Genomic DNA, 16,624 nt, shown 5'->3' on the forward strand with positions numbered 1-16,624 from the left:
CCAGGACAAAAACGCGTTTGCGCAGCGTGCTGCGCTTGCCCTGCTCAGGGGCGCCGGGAGCGTCCCCGAGGGGACATCCCCCGGTCGCCCGCCGGACACCCGCCATAGACTCGAGCGCGTGCTCGACCTCCCTGCTCTCGCCCGCTTCGGCGACCGCGTCGCCACCGGGCTCCTCGACGTCACCGACGACCCCGAAGCCCTGGAATCCAGCGGCTTCTGGGCCGTGTGCGCCGACTTCGAGGGCCGTCTGACCTGCGCCCGCTTCGCTCAGGTGCGCACCGCGCGGGTGCCCGCGCCCGTGCCGGGCGCGTGGCGCGGACCGCACGCGGGTGACTGGACGTCGTCGCTCGACCGCGCCGCGTACACGGCCGCGGTGCGGCGGATCCGCGAGCACATCGCGGCCGGCGAGGTCTACCAGGCGAACCTGTGCCGGGTGCTGTCCGCGCCCGTCGCGCCCGGCGCCGACGTCGACGCCCTCACCGCACGGCTGGCCCGCGGCAACCCGGCCCCCTACGCAGGAACGATCCGCCTGCCCCGGCAGGGGGTGGAGATCGCCACCGCGTCCCCCGAACTCTTCCTGCGCCGCGACGGACGGGTCGTGGAGTCCGGCCCGATCAAGGGCACCGGCCGGACCGAGGCGGACCTGCTGGAGAAGGACTACGCCGAGAACGTGATGATCGTGGACCTCGTCCGCAACGACATCGGGCGGGTCTGCGCCACGGGCAGCGTCACCGTGCCCGACCTGTGCGCCGTCGAGAAGCACCCCGGACTGGTCCACCTGGTGTCGACGGTCCGCGGTGAGCTGGCGCGGGGAGCCGGCTGGGCCGAGCTGCTCGGCGCCGCCTTCCCGCCCGGCTCGGTCACCGGCGCCCCCAAGTCCAGTGCCCTGCGGATCATCGACGCCCTGGAGACGGCCCCCCGCGGCCCGTACTGCGGCGGCATCGGCTGGGTCGACGCCGACCGGGGCACCGGAGAGCTGGCCGTCGGCATCCGCACCTTCTGGATCGACCGGGCCGACGGCATGCTGCGCTTCGGCACCGGCGCCGGCATCACCTGGGGCTCCGACCCCGAGGGGGAGTGGCGCGAGACCGAGCTGAAGGCCTCCCGGCTGCTCGCGATAGCGTCGGGAACGTACGAGGTGAGTGGAGAGGACCTGACGTGAAGATCTGGCTCGACGGCGGGCTGCAGGACATCGAGTCCGCCCGCGTCTCCGTCTTCGACCACGGGCTGACCGTGGGCGACGGCATCTTCGAGACCGTGAAGGCCGTGGACGGCCGGGCGTTCGCGCTCACCCGGCACCTCGACCGGCTCACCCGCTCCGCGCGCGGCCTCGGCCTGCCCGACCCCGACCACGACGAGGTGCGCCGCGCCTGTGCCGCCGTCCTCCGGGCCAACCCCGTGCCGCTGGGCCGTCTCCGCATCACCTACACCGGCGGCCACGGCCCGCTCGGCTCCGACCGCGGCGACCACGGCCCCACCCTCGTCGTCGCCCTCGGCGAGACGACCCGCCGCCCGGACTCCACCGCCGTGATCACGGTCCCCTGGACCCGCAACGAGCGCGGCGCGCTGACCGGCCTGAAGACCACCTCCTACGCCGAGAACGTCGTCGCCCTGGCCCGCGCCCGGGAACAGGGCGCCTCCGAGGCCCTGTTCGGCAACACGGTGGGACAGCTCTGCGAGGGCACCGGGTCGAACGTCTTCGTCGTCCTCGACGGAGAGATCCACACCCCGCCGCTCGGCTCCGGCTGCCTCGCCGGCATCACGCGGGCGCTGACCGTCGAATGGACCGGCGCCCGGGAGACCGACCTGCCGCTGGACGTCCTGGAACGGGCCGACGAGATCTTCCTGACGTCCACGCTGCGGGACGTGCAGGCCGTGCACCGGGTCGACGGCCGGGAACTGCCGGGCGCGCCGGGCCCGGTGACCGCCAAGGCCATGCGGATCTTCGAGGAGCGGTCCGGGGACGACCTCGATCCCTGACCCGGCGTTTATTGGGCTGAACCGGGCCGCGGTTACGGGTAGAACACCCCTGATGACCACGACCCTGCGGCCGACCGAGCCGCTTCAGCAGAACGCCGACGGGACGCGCTCGCGCCGCTACCAGGTGTGCGTGAACGGCCGTCCCGTAGGGGCGGTACACCTCGGCACGCATCCCGTGTTCGGCGACGCGGTGGCCCGGATCATGGAGCTCGGCATCGAGGAGCCGGAGCGCGGGCGCGGCCGGGGCACGGTCGCCGCGCTCGCCGCCGAGGAGGTGGCGCGCGGCTGGGGGTGCCACCGGATCGAGGCCACGGTCCCCGGCGACTCCGCGCCCGCCCTGCGGTTCGCCTCGGGGCTCGGTTACGTGGTGCGCAACCGCGGCATGGCGAAACAGCTCGGCGACACCCCGCCCGCCCTGCCCTCCGGCAGCCGCGGCCGGCCCATGACCGAGGCGGAGTTCGGTCCCTGGCTGCAGCAGGGCAAGGAGGACTACGCCCGGAGCTGGATCGACCGGGGCGTCCCGGAAGCCGAGGCCCGGGCCAAGTCGGAGCGCGACCACGCCGCGCTGCTGCCCGACGGCCTCGCCACGCCCGGCATGCTCATCAGCGTCGTCGAGCACCTGGGCACACCGGTGGGCACGCTGTGGCTGGCGGTGCGCGAGAACGACGCCTTCGTCTTCGACGTCGAGGCGGACGCCGCCCACCGGGGCCAAGGGCACGGCCGCACGCTGATGCTGCTGGCCGAGGCCCAGACGATCGCCGAGGGCAGACGCGTCCTCGGCCTCAACGTCTTCGCGGGCAACACCCCGGCGGAACGGCTCTACGCGTCCCTCGGCTACGAAACGACGCAGTACGCCGTGTACAAGCCGCTGGTGTGACGGCCCGGGCCCCGCGAGCAGGCCGTCGCTGCCGGCGGGAGGGCCCGAGCCTGTCCCGCCTGGCCGAGGAGGACCTCGCCGCCCGGCCTCCCGCGCAGGCGCCCGACGCCGCGGCGGCGCTCACCGCGCCGCGCGCGGTCGGCGGGGAGGGGCGGCGGGGCAACCTGCCGCGGGGGCCCGGCGGGGAAGGACGGGGGGCAAACTGCCGTGCGGGCTCTGCGGGGAGCGGCGGCGGGGCACCGCGCCGACCGTGCCGGGCCGGGCGCTGCCGGGACGCTCAGTGCTCCCGGCCGGCCAGCAGCCGGTCCGCGATCTCCTCGATCCGCTCGCGCAGGCCCTCCTGGCTCTTGCCCCCGTCGAGCCGCTCACCGCCGATGACGTACGTGGGGGTGCCCGTCACGCCGATCGCCTTGCCCTCGGCCTGGTCGGCGTCGACGATCAGGATGTGCCGGCCGTCGACCAGCGCGGTGTCGAACTCCTCGGCGTCCAGACCCAGTTCCCGGGCCACCTCGACCAGGAAGGGTTCCCCCTTGCGGTCCAGCTCCTCCACGCGGCCCAGCACGGCCTCGACGTAACGCCATCCCTGTCCCTGCTCCCACGCCTCCTCCGCGGCCTGGGCGGCGGCGAAGGCGTGCTTGTGCTTCTCCAGGGGGAAGTGGCGCAGCCGCAGATCGAGGCGGTCTCCGTAGCGCTCGCGCAGGGCACGCAGGTCGTCCAGCGCGGTGCGGCAGTCCGGGCACTGCAGTTCGCACCAGATCTCGAGCACGGGGGCGGGGGAGGAGTCGTTCATGCCGACAGTCTTCCAGCACTCGCGGCCCGGGGCGCAGCCCGCACCGGCACCTGGGGAGGAGGGGACCCGGAGATGTCCCTGATGTCGGACCGCGGCATGGCCCGCCGGGGTTCCGCGGGTGCAGGATGGAAGGGACGAAGTGCCCCGCCCGACCGCGCCACGCCTGGAGGACCGGATGATTGCCGAGACCGTCTGCTCCGCCGTGTCCGCGGCGGGCCTGGGCATCGCGGCCGTCACGGCCTACCGCAGGCGCTTCCTCGCGGCGGTCCGCATCGCGGCGTACTCGCTGGTGCCGATCGGGCTGGTGATGACGGGCGTGGTCGAATGGCTGGCCGACACGGCCTTCAGCCCGACGGCCTGGGCCGGTTTCGGTGTGCTGGGTCTCGCGTGGGTGCTGTTGGCGACCACCCGCGTGGTGGAGCGCCGCCGCGGCGGCACCCGAAAGGAGCGCAGGGCGGCGGCCCGCGCGGCGGACCGCCCCGACGCGGTGGCCCCGGCGGCCTCGGCGCCCTCCCTCGGCCGGGGCACACGCCCGGCCGCCCGCCCCGCGGCGGCGCCCCGGGGCGACGACGACTTCAGCGACATCGAGGCGATCCTCAAGAAGCACGGCATCTGACGACCGCGCGGCAGGCCGAACCGTCACAGAGCGTCCCCGGGTGCACGGAAGTGATCACAAGCCGAACCGGACCTCACGGAATCGGGGCACACCCGCACGGATCGAGGCCGCCGATCGCGCCCGGCCCGGCGACTGCGTCATCATCGCCGCGAGATGCTGGACACGACGGAACAGAGCGACCCCGCCCCGCCGCAGGACGGGCCCCGTCCCCCTCGGGACGAACCACGCGGTTGCCTCTTCGCCCTTTCCCAGCCACCGCTGATGATCTTCCTGGCGGTGATCGGGTGTCTGCTGCTCATGGCCTCGTTGCACGATCTGCTGTTGCTGTGAGCCGTACCCGCGGTACCCGGCGCCACCCGCCGGGACCGCGTCGGCATCGACGTCCGCCCGGCGGCCCCGCGATCAGCCGGCCGCCTCCTTGCGCCGGGCCCGGTACGCGGCCACGTGCAGCCGGTTGCCGCAGGTGCGGCTGTCGCAGTAGCGGCGGGAGCGATTGCGGGACAGGTCGACGAAGGCGCGCCGGCAGTCGGGCGCCTCGCAGCGCCGCAGCCGCTCCTGCTCCCCGGCGACCACGAAGAACGCCAGCGCCATCCCGCAGTCGGCCGCCAGGTGGTCGGCGACGGACGCGCCGGGCGCGAAGTAGTGCACGTGCCAGTCGTAGCCGTCGTGGTCGGTGAGCCGGGGGGTGGTGCCGGCGGCGGCGACCAGCTCGTTGATCAGGTGGGCGGCGGTCCGGGCGTCGGGGGCGGCGAAGACCGAGGCGAACCGGCCGCGGATCTTCCGCACCGCGGACAGATCGAACTCCGAGAGCACGCCGACATCGCTGATCTCGTGGTTGCGCACGAAGTCCGCGAGAGTCGCCACGTCCGGCAGGCCGTCGGCTGCCGTGTCGTCCTCCGGTGCGGTGTTCACCAGATCGACCACGGTGTCGAGCGCGCACCGGGTGTCATGGGTGATCAGCACGATTCGCTCCCTGGCCTGGGGGTCGGGCAGGCGCCCGTCGGTGGGGGCCGATGGTAACGGCTCCGCATCCGCCGGACCGCCCTCACGCCCGCACATGGCTTCGAATACAACGCCGCCGGGGCCGCCATGGTTCCCCAGGCGGCCCCGGCGGCCGGTGGCGCGACGCGGACCGGCGCCGCCCCGCGTGCTCCGCGGTGCAGGCGCCGGTGTCTCCCGTATGCGGTTGTCCGAGCCCGAGCCGTCTCCCCGAGTCGACGGCGCCGGGCGGCTTTGTGAAGGTCTCGGCCTAGCTTTCCGCCAGGATGTGTGAGAGCTCCTGATCCAGATCGAAGTGGCGGTGTTCCGTGCCGGGAGGCACAGCGGCGTCGGTGCGCTTCAGGAAGGACTCCAGGGCCCGCGCCGGGGCCTCCAGCAGAGCCTCGCCCTCCGGCGAGCTCAGGGCGATGCACACGACGCCCTGACCGTGACTGCGCGACGGCCAGACGCGGACGTCGCCGGTGCCCGTGGGGCGGTGAAGTCCCTCGGCGAGGAGGTCGCGGGCGAACACCCACTCGACGGTTTCCTCGGCTCCGGTGTGGAAGGTGGCGTGCACGGCGTAGGGGTCGGCCGTGTCGTACCGCAGGCCTGCGGGGACAGGCAGGGAGGACTCGCTCGACACAACGAGGCGCAGGTGCAGCTCGCAGCTGACCGTGGTGTTCATAAGCGCCAGGGCCTTTCGCTCAGTGTGCGCTCGGGGATTCGCACGTCGGCGAAATCGACATGCCACCTACGGTGCCGTTGTAAACCCCTCTGAGTGTTTTGCGTGCCTTTACGTAACTCTTCCGGCCGAGAGATCGTTCGCGCCGTGCGTCCATTCCGGTGACTGGTTTCGCTCGGGTAGTGTTTGGCCGTATGAATACGGGGAGTGACGAGCCGGGCGAGGTGGCCGTGGCATCGAACGAGACGGGGACGAACGAGGCGCACGACGAGCCGCATCGGGGGCTCGGCTCGCGGGCACCGGAATTCGTCAAGGCGCGTCGGCTGCTGCACGTGAGCTGGCAGGTCGGGGTCTTCATCATCGGGCTCGCGGTCGTCGTGGCGGGCATCATCATGCTGCCCCTGCCCGGGCCGGGCTGGGTCGTGATCTTCGGTGGCATGGCGATCTGGGCGACCGAGTTCGTGTGGGCGCAGCTGGTGCTCCGCTGGACCAAGCGGAAGGTCACCGAGGCGGCGCAGCGTGCCCTCGACCCCAAGGTGCGGCGCCGCAACATCATCCTGACGAGCATCGGGCTGGTCGTCGTGGGCGTACTGGCCGGTATCTATCTGTGGAAGTTCGGCCTCGTCATGCCCTGGAAGATCGAGAACCAGTGATCCGCGGCGGGGGTGCCGGCGCTGACCGCTGGTCACAGGCACCCCCTGACATGGGGTAATGTTCTTCCTGCGTCCGGGCGATTAGCTCAGTGGGAGAGCGCTTCGTTCACACCGAAGAGGTCACTGGTTCGAACCCAGTATCGCCCACCCGGAACGGCGGCCCACCTGCGACAACGCGGGTGGGCCGCCGTCGTTCGTGGGCGGGTGCGCCTCGGGGACGGCCGGCTCCGGCCCTTACGGGCGGTCACGACGCCGCCCCGCACCGCCATAGCCGCCAGACGTCCATGCGACAGCCGCTCCACCCGGCCCGCACGGCGCCCCTGGTCCGTCCTCGGGCCGTACGCATCCGCGCGAGCCGCGCGAGACCGGACGCGGCACGCCCCCTGCCGGGCTCGTGCTTCCCGCCCCGGGCCGACCCGCCGGGTCGTTCGACCCCTGGCACGACCCGCCTCCGGCGGGATGCGCGATCCCGGCCGAAGCCGGCTGACCGGGTCGTTCGAGACCTGGCGCGACCGCCCCGCCGGGCGCGCAAGATCGGACACCGCGCCCCCCCGCCGTCGATGATCGGCCCTCGCAAGATCCGCAGGTCGACCCGCTTCCGTCACGCGCTGTTGCCCTCCCGCGTCGCCGGCTGTCTGGCGGGAAATCGTTCCCGCGCACCACGCGGCCCCCTCCGCCCCACCGTCGTCTTTCGGTCGCCCCGGAACCCGTCCGGGCGGTCCCGGCGCGTTCGCCCCGCCGGTCGCACGTATCTCACCAGCGACGTCCCGCGCCGCCGGCCCGCCGCCACCGCCTCGCCCGGCCCGGCACCTCGTCCCTGCGCTGAGAAATTCTTGTCCGAATCATTGACGCACCATCGGCCCCTCCGTAACTTGTGCCAGCAAGCGCTTACTTGAAACGATTCATGCGAGCGGGGCAACGTGCGGGGAGGTCCAACGGTGGTGCACGGCAGGAATGTTGAGAGACGTACGCTTCTGAAGGCGGCCGGGGCCACGGCGGCGACGCTGGGGCTGGCCGCGACCACCGGGTGCGGCGGTGACGGCGGGGCGTCCGCTGACGGGACGGTGACGATCCGTTATGCGTGGTGGGGTGCGGAGGATCGGGCGCAGAGAATCAGGAAGACCATCGCGCTCTTCGAGAAGAAGTACCCGAAGATCAAGGTGAAAACGGACTTCCAGCCTTATCTCGACTTCTGGAAGAAGTTCAACACGCAGGCCTCCGGCGGAAATCCGCCGGACGTCTTCCAGAATGCCGTCGGCTTCCTCCGCAAATACGACGCTAAGAACGTCCTGCTCGATCTCGGCGAGCAGGTCGAGGCGGGCAACCTCCGGATGGAGGGATTCCGGGCGGGGCTGGAGAAGTTCGGCGAGATAGACGGCAAGCTGCTCGGCGTTCCCGTCGGCTCCAACTCGATGGCCCTCGTCATCGACAAGCCCGTCTACACCAAGGCCGGCGTCAAGCCCGAGCAGGGCTGGACCTGGGACGACTTCGAAGCGGGCATGAAGAGGATCCGCGACAGGACGGGCCGCGCCGGGGACAGCGGTATGTACGGCGTCATGTACCTCTACGACCTCTACCTGCGCCAGCACGGCAAGGCCTTCTTCACCGAGGACGGACTCGGCTTCACCGAGGCGGATCTGACGGACTGGTGGACCAGGGCCGAGAAGGGCGTCGAGGAAGGGCTCTACGCCGACCCCAAGAAGGTGGCCCAGATCAAGCCCAAGTCGGCGCTCGCGGCGGAGCTCTGCGGCAGCGAGTTCACCTGGGACAACTTCACCGTGCGCTACAGCGCCGAGGGCAAGAGCGAGTACGCCCTGGCGCCGATCCCCACCACCGACGGCAAGAAGACCGGCCAGTACCTCGGCTCGCTCATGCTGAGCGCCTCCAAGCGCACCCAGCACCCGAAAGAGGTCGCCCAGTTCATCGACTTCATGGTCCACGACCCCGAAGTCGCCAAGATCATGGGCTACGACCGCGGCGTGCCCGCCACCCAGGCGCAGTTCGACGCCTACCAGCCCACCGGCGAGGTCGACAAGGCGATCGCCGCCTACGAGGAGTCGCTCGTGAAGGCGGGGGTCCTGGAGCCCATCACGCCGCACCCGAACGGCGCGGACATCTGCGAGTCCGCGTTCCTGCGCATCGCGGAGGAGCTGGGCCTCGGCAAGCGGTCGGTGGACGAGGCCGTCAAGCAGTTCTTCACCGAGTCGAAGACGGCTCTCGGCACCTGATGGGAACCACCGTGACGCACGCCCCTGCGATGGAGGGCCTGTCCCGGGACTCCGAGCCGCGGCACGGTCCGGTGAAGCCCGCGCGCCCCGCCGCCCTCAAGCGGCGGCGGCGCCGGGAGAACCTGGCCGGCTATCTCTTCATGTCCCCGTGGATCGCCGGGTTCCTGCTGCTCACGGCGGGCCCGATGATCGCCTCGCTCTACTTCGCGTTCACCGACTACAACCTCTTCGACCCGCCGAAGTGGATCGGCCTCGACAACTTCTCCGAGATGTTCGGCGATCCCCGCTGGCGCCACTCGGTGCAGGTGACGTTGTGGTACGTCGCCGTCGGCACGCCGCTGAAGCTGATCGCGGCACTCGGAGTGGCTCTGCTGCTCGCCCAGAAGCGGCGCGGGCAGGCCTTCTACCGGGCGGCGTTCTACGCTCCGTCGCTGATCGGGGCGAGCGTCTCCGTCGCGATCGTGTGGAAGGCGATCTTCTCGGACGACGCGGTCGTCGACCGGACGCAGAAGCTGTTCGGGATCGACGTCGGCGGCTGGACCGGCGACCCGGACATGATCATCTACGCGCTGGTGGCGCTCACCGTCTGGCAGTTCGGCGCTCCCATGGTCATCTTCCTCGCCGGCCTCAAGCAGGTCCCGCGGGAGCTGTACGAGGCGGCCGAGGTCGACGGGGCCGGCACGCTGCGGCGGTTCTGGAACATCACCCTGCCGATGATCTCGCCGGTCCTCTTCTTCAACGTCCTGCTGGAGACCATCCACTCGTTCCAGATCTTCAGCTCGGCGTACATCGTCGGCGGCGGCGCCGGGGGCAACGCCTGCGGTCCGGCCGACGGTTCGATGGTCTACACCTGCTACCTCTACGTGCAGGGCTTCGAGAACAGCCGGATGGGTCTGGCCTCCGCCATGGCCTGGCTGCTGCTGATCGCGGTCGCGCTGGTGACGGCGGTGCTGTTCTGGTCCCAGAAACGCTGGGTGCACTACGAGGAGGGCGCCCGATGAGCTCACCCCGTCTCTCGGCCACGCTCGATCAGGCGGCACCCCCACCCGCCACCGGGGGCAAGGCCTCCACCGGGGCCTTCCGCCGCAAGCTCCCCGGGTCCCTCGCCTGGCACGTCGGTTCCCTGCTGATCCTCGGGGTGATCCTCTACCCGGTGGTCTGGGTGGTCGGCGCCTCGTTCAAGAAGAGCGAGGACATCGTCGGCAGCCTGGACCTCTTCCCGGGCGATCCGGTCACCACGAACTACACGCGGCTCGGCGAGGGGATCGCGGACATCGCCGTCTCCACGTTCTTCGTCAACTCGCTGATCCTCGCCGTGGGTTCCGTGATCGGGATCCTGGTGTCCTGCTCGCTGACCGCCTACGCCTTCGCGAAGATCAGGTTCACGGGCCGGAACCTGCTGTTCACGCTGATGATCGGCACGCTCCTGCTGCCGTACCACGTGCTGCTCATCCCGCAGTACGTGCTGTTCCGCAACCTGGAGATGATCAACAGCTACACCCCGCTGCTGCTGGGCAAGTACCTGGCCACCGAGGCGTTCTTCGTCTTCCTCATGGTGCAGTTCATGCGGAACCTGCCCAGGGAGCTGGACGAGGCGGCCCGGCTCGACGGCTGCGGGCATCTGCGGATCTACTGGTCGATCGTGCTGCCGCTGTGCCGTCCGGCGCTGATCACCAGCGCGATCTTCACGTTCATCAACGCGTGGAACGACTTCATGGGCCCGCTGATCTACCTGAACGAGCCCGACAAGTACACGGTCTCGCTGGGGCTGAAGATGTTCGTGGACCAGGACGCCGTGGCCAACTACGGCGGCATGATCGCCATGTCGCTGGTCGCGCTGCTGCCGGTCCTCGCCTTCTTCCTCGCCTTCCAGCGCTATCTGATCGACGGCATGGCCACGTCGGGTCTGAAGGGCTGAGACGGGCATGGCCGGGACACGGGTGAAGCCACGTGGTGAGTCGTTGCTCGCGGAGCGGTTCGCGGTGTTCGCCGAGTCGCTGCTGACCGGGGTGTGGATCGCGGTGGCCTCGCTGGGCGTCGTGACGTACCCGGCCGCCTTCGCCGCCGGGGCGCGGCACCTGCGCCGTCGTACCGCCCACGAGGGCGGGGGCTTGCGGGAGTTCGTCGCCGACTTCCGCGCGGCCCTGCGCGGCGGGTGGCTCGCGGGCCTCGCCGGGTGGGCGGCGGTGGCCGCGGTGTGGGTGGACGTGCAGGCGGCCCGGGCGGGGATCCCCGGCGGGCCGGCGGCCGGCGCCGTCGGGGTCGTCGCGCTGATCGGGCTCGCCGTGGCCGGGCTGCGCGCGGCGGCCGTGTGGGAGCCGGGCGCCCGCTGGCGGACGCTGCTCGCGCGGGCCGGGCGCCGCACGGTACGCGACCCGGCCGGGTCCTTCCTGCTCATGGCGGGGCCGGCCGTGGTGGCCGGATCCGCCTGGTTCGCCGCGCCGCTGGCGGTCCCCGCCCTGGGGGCCGTGGCGGCGGCGGCCGTCGCCGTGGAGGAGCGGTACCGGCACCGCTGACCGGCGGTGCCCGTCGTCAGGCCGGCGCCCCGGGCGCCGCGTCTCTTTCTGTCATGCCCCTGACCAGCGCGCGCACGGACGCGCGTCCCGCACGGACGAGGAAAGGCAGCAACCCCCATGTCTCCCATCCCCCGCAGATCCCTCCTCAAGGCGGCCGCGGTCGCCGGAGCCGCCGCCCAGTTCAGCTGGGCGCTGGGGGCGCAGGACGCCCAGGCCGCGCCCGCGGCCGCCCCCGCCGAGCCCGGCCCGGTGGTCCTGGACTGGCTGGAGGACGGCGGCCTCGGCGCCGCCCCCGGCTCCACCGTCGGCGTCCCCTGGCCGAAGGGCGCCTACCAGGAGGACCAGACCTTCGCGCTCACGGACGCCGACGGCAAGGCCGTCCCCGTGCAGTCGTGGCCGCTCGCCCACTGGCCCGACGGCTCCCTCAAGTGGACCGCGCACGCGGTCGGTTCGGGCACCGGCAAGCTCACCCTCACGCCCGGCGCGCCCGCCGCACCCGAGAAGAAGGTGACCGTCGCCCGGCGCGGCGGCACCATCGACGTCTCGACCGGCGTCATCACCGTACGGATCGGCACGTCCGGCTCCACGCTCGTCAAGTCCGTCACCCGCGGCTCCACCGAGATCGCCCGCAACGGCCGCCTGGTGCTGATCCGCCAGCCGGAGTTCGAGGACGAGGACCAGGGCACCGTCAGGACCGAGCGCTTCGACGGGGCCGTCTCCGAGGTCCGGGTCGAGCAGGACGGCCCGGTCCGCGCCGTCGTCCGCATCGACGGCAAGCACCGCAAGGGCGACCGCAGCTGGCTGCCGTTCTCCCTCCGGCTCTACTTCTACGCGGGCGCCGACTCCTTCCGCATGGTGCACACCATCACCTACGACGGCACCCAGAAGCCGGGCAAGGCATCCGGCGACTTCGTGCGCGGCCTCGGCGTCCGCTTCACCGTGCCGATGCGCGACGAGTCCTACGACCGCCACATCCGCATCGGCGGCGACGGCACCGGCCTGCTGCGCGAGGCCGTCAAGGGCATCACCGGACTGCGCCGCGACCCGGGCGCGGCCGTGCAGGCGGCCCAGTACGGGGGGAAGCAGCTGCCCGACCCGGCCACCTGGGACCAACGGGTCACCACCCGCCTGCAGTACATCCCCGAGTGGGGCGACTACACCCTCTCCCAGCTCTCCGCCGACGGCTTCACCCTGCGCAAGCGCACCAAGAAGGGCTACGGCTGGATCGGCGCGGGCGGCGGCCGGCGCGCCTCCGGCTTCGGCTACGTCGGCGGCGTGAGCGGCGGACTCTCCTTCGGCCTGCGCGACTTCTGGGAGAAGTTCCCCGCCCAGCTCGACATCCGCGACGCCCACACCGACGCGGCCGAGGTCACCCTCTGGCTCTGGTCCCCCGAAGCGCAACCCATGGACCTGCGCTTCTACCACGACGGCATGGGCCAGGACACCTTCCCCGAACAGCTCGAAGGCCTCAACATCACCTACGAGGACTACGAGCCCGGTTTCGGCACGCCCTACGGCATCGCCCGCACCTCCGAGTTGCTGTTCTGGGCCAACGCCGCCACCCCGAGCGCCGAGACGCTCGCCGAGCAGGTCGAGGCCGTCCGGGTCCTGCCGCAGCTCGCCGCCCCGCCGAAACAGCTCATCGAGGCGGGCGTCTTCGGCAAGGGCCTGTTCGCCGAACCCGACCGCTCCACCCCGGCCAAGGCGAAGATCGAGGACCACCTCGACTTCCTCTTCACCTACTACAAGGACCAGGTGGAGATGCGCCGGTGGTACGGCTTCTGGGACTACGGCGACATCATGCACACCTACGACACCGTCCGGCACCAGTGGCGCTACGACGTCGGCGGCTACGCCTGGGACAACTCGGAGCTGTCGCCCGACCTGTGGCTCTGGTACGCGTATCTCAGAAGCGGCCGCGCCGACATCTTCCGCTTCGCCGAGGCCATGACCCGGCACACCGGCGAGGTCGACGTCTACCACCTCGGCACGTGGGCCGGCCTCGGCACCCGGCACGGCGTCCAGCACTGGGCCGACAGCGCCAAGCAGCAGCGCATCGCCAACACCACCTACCGCCGCTACTACTACTTCCTCACCGCCGACGAACGCGTCGGCGACCTCATGCACGCCAACGTCGACTCCGACGAGACGTTCCTCGTCCTCGACCCGATCCGCAAGATCCGCACCGAGCCGTACACACCCGACCGGCACGCCCTGTCGATCGGTTTCGGCACCGACTGGAGCGGCCTGGTCTCGGCGTGGCTGACCGAGTGGGAGCGCAGGGGCCCCAAGTGGGAGAAGGCCAGGGCGCGCGTGCTGTCCACGATGGAGACCATCGCCGCCCAGCCCAACGGATTCGTGCAGGGCAGCGGCCTGTACGACCTGGACACCGGCAGGTTCGCCGTCGCCGCCCAGCCCAAGGTCGAGGTCTCGCACCTGTCGGCCGTCTTCGGCCTCAACGAACTGTGCGCGGAACTCATCGACCTCGTCGACATGCCGGAGTTCAAGGAGGCGTACCTCGACTACTGCCGCTACTTCAACGCCACCAAGGCCGAACAGGCGGCCCGCTACGGCAGCAACTTCGGCTCCCTCATCCTCTTCCAGGGCCACTCGCGCCTCGACGCCTACGCCGCCGTCCAGACCGGCGACGAGAAACTCGCCCGGCGCGCCTGGGACAAGTTCTACAACTCCGACGGCTACAAGGAGTCCGCGCCCTGGAAGACCGAGAAGCTCAGCGGCCCGCTGACGCTGGTGCCGGGCAGCGAGGCGCCGTGGATCTCCACCAACGACACCTCGCTGTACGGCCTCGCCGCGATCGAGAACCTGGCTCTGCTGGGGGACAGGATGCCCTAGCCGGCGCCTAGCTCATCCTGCCCAGCACCTCCCGTACCCGCCGGACGTCCCGGAGCCGCTGCTCGTACGTCGCCCCGAGTGCGAGCAGCAGGAGCCCGGCGAGGGCGGGAGGTGCCCAGCGGGGGAGTGCCCCGGTCACCTGCACGACGTACGGGGCGAGTTCGTGCAGTGTGACCAGGGTCAGCACCGCCCCGCCCAGCACCAGGGGTGCCTTCAGATGGTGCCGGGCGCCCAGCAGGGTCACTGCCAGCGCCGCCGCGCCCAGCAGCAGCGGGCGCGTCCAGTGCGGGTCGCCCCAGGCCGCGACCAGGCTCGGCAGGAGGGTGGCGGCCAGTCCGGCGCCGTACGCCGTCCAGGACGTGACCCGCGGGTCCCGGCGCCTGCGCAGGGCGCCGACGAGCAGGGCCGGGACGGTCACCGGGAGCGTGTACGCCTCGGGCGCGGACACGTCCCAGGCGACCAGGCGCACCCACGCGGCCAGCACGAACAGGGCCGTGGCCGCGTACCCGACGGGGCGGCGGCCGGGACGCAGCGCGGTGCCCGCGGCGATCACACCGCACAGCGCCAGCACCACGGCGAGCAGCGGCGGGTCGGTGGCGGCGAGGCCCACGGCGAGCAGGCCGGTGGCCGCGGCGGTGATCTCCACGGCCACCACCGTCCGGGGCTCGGCCGGCCGCGCCGCGAGCAGGGCGGCGGCCGCGGGCACGGCCAGCACCAGCAGGGCCGTGCGGGCCGGCGGCCAGTCCGCCGCGGCGCCGGCGGCCGAGGCGAGCGCGGCGGCGTACACCAGGGCGGCCGGAGCCGTGCAGAAGGCGAGTTCCGTCCGCCACGAGAACGCGGCGAGCAGGGCCGTCAGCACGGACAGCACGATCAGCGTCGCGCTCCGGGAGGCGAGGGAGACCAGCGTGAGGTCGACGGCCGTGACCAGCGCGAGGACGAGGGCGGTGATCCGGGCTTCGGCCCAGGCGGTACGGGCCGTATACAGCGCGGCCGCCGTCAGCACGGCCAGGACCGCGGCCCCCGCGGCGTACGGAACCGTCAGGATCGCCGGGAGCAGCAGCGCCGCCGCCCAGAGGAGGCCCAGGGCACCGAGGCGGGCGCGTGCACGCCACTGCTCGACGCGGACCACCCGCGCGAGCACCGCCGCGACCACCAGCAGCACCACGGGAGCCGTCGCCGCGTCCGGCGGCCAGGGCGCGTCCACGGCCACGGCCGCCCGGGCGTCCGACGGCGCACCGCTCCACACCCGGCCGAGCCACCCGGCCGGCCCCAGCACCACCAGCGCGAGGACCGGCAGCGTCCACAGCAGGGCCAGTCCCTGGACGGCGGCGGAGGCCCAGACGCCGCCGTGCCGCACCGCCCGAGGCAGCCGACCGGCCCGCAGCACGGCCGACAGCGCCACCCCCAGGGCCAGATGGACCGGCACGACCCACGCCGACGGCACCACCGTGCGCGGCACCGCGCCGGCCGCCCCGACGGCGAGCAGCCCCGAGGCGATCGAGAGGCCGAGGGAGTGGGCGGCTCCCGTGCCGCGCCAGGCCGCGGCCAGGGCGATCCCCGCCGCGAGCAGCAGCAGCGCCCCCGCGCGGGAGGCGGCGCCCGGACCGTCCGCCGTCCAGGAGAGCCAGCCGGCCACGAGGACACCCCAGCCGCCCGTGGCATACGCGCCGACCACCGCCGCGATGCGCACCGACGCGGCGGGCACGCGCAGGGCGACCACCGTGTCCAGCCCGGCCGTCACCAGCAGCGCGGCCGCGATCACGGACGGCTCCGCGCCGGCGGCCAGCACCCCCAGCAGCAGCGGGAACTGGGCCGCCGCCACGGCGGCGGGCAGCGGCAGCCGCAGCGCGGCCGTGGCCGGGAGCAGACCGTACGCCGCCCAGACCGCGGCCAGCGCCGCGGTCGCGGCCGCCGCGTACCCGGTCCCGTCCGTCCCGGCGAGGGCCGCCGCGTGCAGGGCGTACGCGTCCAGCACCGTCAGGGCCAGCCCGAGCCCCGCCACCGCCTCGGCCGTCGAGCGCAGCCCCCGCCCGAGGAGCGGCACGGGCACCGCGAGCGCGGTCAGCGTGACCGCGCCGAGCACCAGCGCCCGCCCGGTGATGCCCATGTGCCCCCAGCTGACCAGCGTGAACACCGCGGCCGCGAGCGTCAGCAGGACGCCGCCGAGCACCAGGAGCACGTTCTGCACGCTGGGCGCGGCGGCCTCCGGGCGGGGCGCACCCGCGGACGGTGTCCTCGGCTGCGCCCAGGGCCGCGACGGCTGTGCCGTCTGCCGCAGGGCCGCGACCAGCCAGGCGCGGCGGGTCAGCAACTGGGCCCGGCGGGCGTCCAGTTGCCGCAGTTCGGCGTCGAGGAGCCGCAGTTCCTCGGCCGGGGGCGGAAGGTGCGTCATGGCAGGCAGTGTGGCCCGCGTCACCGCGCCGGACATGAGCGCGGATACTCAGGCGCGTA

15 protein-coding genes and 1 tRNA gene are annotated in these 16,624 nt (G+C 72.6%); 12 read left to right on the top strand and 4 right to left on the bottom strand.

What is annotated here, in order from left to right; genetic code table 11:
* Positions 1 to 118 precede the first annotated feature (118 nt).
* Genes ACIGAN_RS19415 through ACIGAN_RS19425 form a run of 3 tightly spaced genes read left to right on the top strand, consistent with a single transcriptional unit; the run spans position 119 to position 2,857 of the window.
* The gene (locus tag ACIGAN_RS19415) at positions 119 to 1,162 is read left to right on the top strand and encodes a chorismate-binding protein (RefSeq protein ID WP_399858964.1); all 1,044 of its coding nucleotides are present in this window, start codon (positions 119 to 121) and stop codon (positions 1,160 to 1,162) included.
* Positions 1,159 to 1,980, top strand: a complete 822-nt coding sequence (locus ACIGAN_RS19420; RefSeq protein WP_399858966.1) for an aminotransferase class IV — start codon at positions 1,159 to 1,161, stop codon at positions 1,978 to 1,980. The genes ACIGAN_RS19415 and ACIGAN_RS19420 overlap by 4 nt, the downstream gene beginning before the upstream one ends.
* Positions 1,981 to 2,032: 52 nt before the next feature.
* Positions 2,033 to 2,857 (top strand): GNAT family N-acetyltransferase, encoded by an 825-nt coding sequence (locus ACIGAN_RS19425; RefSeq protein WP_399858969.1) that lies wholly within the window; start codon positions 2,033 to 2,035, stop codon positions 2,855 to 2,857.
* Positions 2,858 to 3,134: 277 nt separating this feature from the next.
* Here the strand turns inward: ACIGAN_RS19425 and ACIGAN_RS19430 are convergent, their stop codons facing one another.
* Positions 3,135 to 3,647: a DsbA family protein gene (locus ACIGAN_RS19430; protein ID WP_365097034.1), complete on the bottom strand. Its 513-nt coding sequence runs from the start codon at positions 3,645 to 3,647 to the stop codon at positions 3,135 to 3,137.
* 175 nt (positions 3,648 to 3,822) lie between these two features.
* On the opposite strand from ACIGAN_RS19430, the gene ACIGAN_RS19435 reads away from it, so the two are divergent.
* Entirely contained in the window at positions 3,823 to 4,263 is a 441-nt protein-coding gene (locus ACIGAN_RS19435) for a hypothetical protein (RefSeq protein WP_399858972.1), read from the top strand.
* 153 nt (positions 4,264 to 4,416) lie between these two features.
* On the top strand, positions 4,417 to 4,593 hold the full coding sequence (locus tag ACIGAN_RS19440) for a hypothetical protein (protein ID WP_365097039.1): 177 nt from the start codon (positions 4,417 to 4,419) through the stop codon (positions 4,591 to 4,593).
* Positions 4,594 to 4,665: 72 nt separating this feature from the next.
* On the opposite strand, the gene ACIGAN_RS19445 is transcribed toward ACIGAN_RS19440, so the two are convergent.
* Together ACIGAN_RS19445 and ACIGAN_RS19450 are read right to left on the bottom strand one after the other, a co-directional pair.
* Positions 4,666 to 5,226 (bottom strand): CGNR zinc finger domain-containing protein, encoded by a 561-nt coding sequence (locus ACIGAN_RS19445; RefSeq protein WP_365097042.1) that lies wholly within the window; start codon positions 5,224 to 5,226, stop codon positions 4,666 to 4,668.
* 286 nt (positions 5,227 to 5,512) lie between these two features.
* Positions 5,513 to 5,926 (bottom strand): SsgA family sporulation/cell division regulator, encoded by a 414-nt coding sequence (locus ACIGAN_RS19450; RefSeq protein ID WP_004002642.1) that lies wholly within the window; start codon positions 5,924 to 5,926, stop codon positions 5,513 to 5,515.
* A gap of 191 nt (positions 5,927 to 6,117) precedes the next feature.
* Here ACIGAN_RS19450 and ACIGAN_RS19455 point away from each other — a divergent pair, with 191 nt between their 5' ends.
* The 7 genes from ACIGAN_RS19455 to ACIGAN_RS19485 all read left to right on the top strand — a co-directional run bounded on the left by ACIGAN_RS19455 (position 6,118) and on the right by ACIGAN_RS19485 (position 14,173).
* Positions 6,118 to 6,576 carry a TIGR02611 family protein gene (locus ACIGAN_RS19455; RefSeq protein ID WP_365097044.1) on the top strand — a complete coding sequence of 153 codons (459 nt, stop codon included), beginning with the start codon at positions 6,118 to 6,120 and terminating at the stop codon, positions 6,574 to 6,576.
* 75 nt (positions 6,577 to 6,651) lie between these two features.
* Positions 6,652 to 6,723, top strand: a tRNA-Val gene (locus tag ACIGAN_RS19460).
* A 791-nt stretch (positions 6,724 to 7,514) separates the two neighbouring features.
* The gene (locus tag ACIGAN_RS19465) at positions 7,515 to 8,804 is read left to right on the top strand and encodes an ABC transporter substrate-binding protein (RefSeq protein ID WP_399858976.1); all 1,290 of its coding nucleotides are present in this window, start codon (positions 7,515 to 7,517) and stop codon (positions 8,802 to 8,804) included.
* Entirely contained in the window at positions 8,804 to 9,805 is a 1,002-nt protein-coding gene (locus ACIGAN_RS19470) for a carbohydrate ABC transporter permease (RefSeq protein ID WP_365097050.1), read from the top strand. The genes ACIGAN_RS19465 and ACIGAN_RS19470 overlap by 1 nt, the downstream gene beginning before the upstream one ends.
* A complete protein-coding gene (locus ACIGAN_RS19475; RefSeq protein WP_365742848.1) occupies positions 9,802 to 10,722 on the top strand; it encodes a carbohydrate ABC transporter permease in 921 nt (306 codons plus the stop codon). The genes ACIGAN_RS19470 and ACIGAN_RS19475 overlap by 4 nt, the downstream gene beginning before the upstream one ends.
* Positions 10,723 to 10,729: 7 nt before the next feature.
* Complete coding sequence (locus ACIGAN_RS19480) at positions 10,730 to 11,320, top strand: hypothetical protein (RefSeq protein ID WP_399858980.1); 591 nt, start codon at positions 10,730 to 10,732, stop codon at positions 11,318 to 11,320.
* Positions 11,321 to 11,437: 117 nt separating this feature from the next.
* Entirely contained in the window at positions 11,438 to 14,173 is a 2,736-nt protein-coding gene (locus ACIGAN_RS19485) for an exo-rhamnogalacturonan lyase family protein (RefSeq protein WP_399858983.1), read from the top strand.
* Between the two features lie 7 nt (positions 14,174 to 14,180).
* On the opposite strand, the gene ACIGAN_RS19490 is transcribed toward ACIGAN_RS19485, so the two are convergent.
* Positions 14,181 to 16,601 (bottom strand): SCO7613 C-terminal domain-containing membrane protein, encoded by a 2,421-nt coding sequence (locus ACIGAN_RS19490; protein ID WP_399858985.1) that lies wholly within the window; start codon positions 16,599 to 16,601, stop codon positions 14,181 to 14,183.
* Between the last annotated feature and the right edge of the window lie 23 nt (positions 16,602 to 16,624).

Source organism: Streptomyces sp. NPDC085931, assembly GCF_044540565.1.
Taxonomy (GTDB): Bacteria; Actinomycetota; Actinomycetes; order Streptomycetales; family Streptomycetaceae; genus Streptomyces.

Coding starts and splice junctions, on each gene's coding strand:
- ACIGAN_RS19425 (WP_399858969.1), top strand. CDS start 2,033: ATGACCACGACCCTGCGGCCGACCGAGCCGCTTCAGCAGAACGCCGAC.
- ACIGAN_RS19430 (WP_365097034.1), bottom strand. CDS start 3,647: ATGAACGACTCCTCCCCCGCCCCCGTGCTCGAGATCTGGTGCGAACTG.
- ACIGAN_RS19435 (WP_399858972.1), top strand. CDS start 3,823: ATGATTGCCGAGACCGTCTGCTCCGCCGTGTCCGCGGCGGGCCTGGGC.
- ACIGAN_RS19440 (WP_365097039.1), top strand. CDS start 4,417: ATGCTGGACACGACGGAACAGAGCGACCCCGCCCCGCCGCAGGACGGG.
- ACIGAN_RS19450 (WP_004002642.1), bottom strand. CDS start 5,926: ATGAACACCACGGTCAGCTGCGAGCTGCACCTGCGCCTCGTTGTGTCG.
- ACIGAN_RS19455 (WP_365097044.1), top strand. CDS start 6,118: ATGAATACGGGGAGTGACGAGCCGGGCGAGGTGGCCGTGGCATCGAAC.
- ACIGAN_RS19470 (WP_365097050.1), top strand. CDS start 8,804: ATGGGAACCACCGTGACGCACGCCCCTGCGATGGAGGGCCTGTCCCGG.
- ACIGAN_RS19475 (WP_365742848.1), top strand. CDS start 9,802: ATGAGCTCACCCCGTCTCTCGGCCACGCTCGATCAGGCGGCACCCCCA.
- ACIGAN_RS19480 (WP_399858980.1), top strand. CDS start 10,730: ATGGCCGGGACACGGGTGAAGCCACGTGGTGAGTCGTTGCTCGCGGAG.
- ACIGAN_RS19485 (WP_399858983.1), top strand. CDS start 11,438: ATGTCTCCCATCCCCCGCAGATCCCTCCTCAAGGCGGCCGCGGTCGCC.
- ACIGAN_RS19490 (WP_399858985.1), bottom strand. CDS start 16,601: ATGTCCGGCGCGGTGACGCGGGCCACACTGCCTGCCATGACGCACCTT.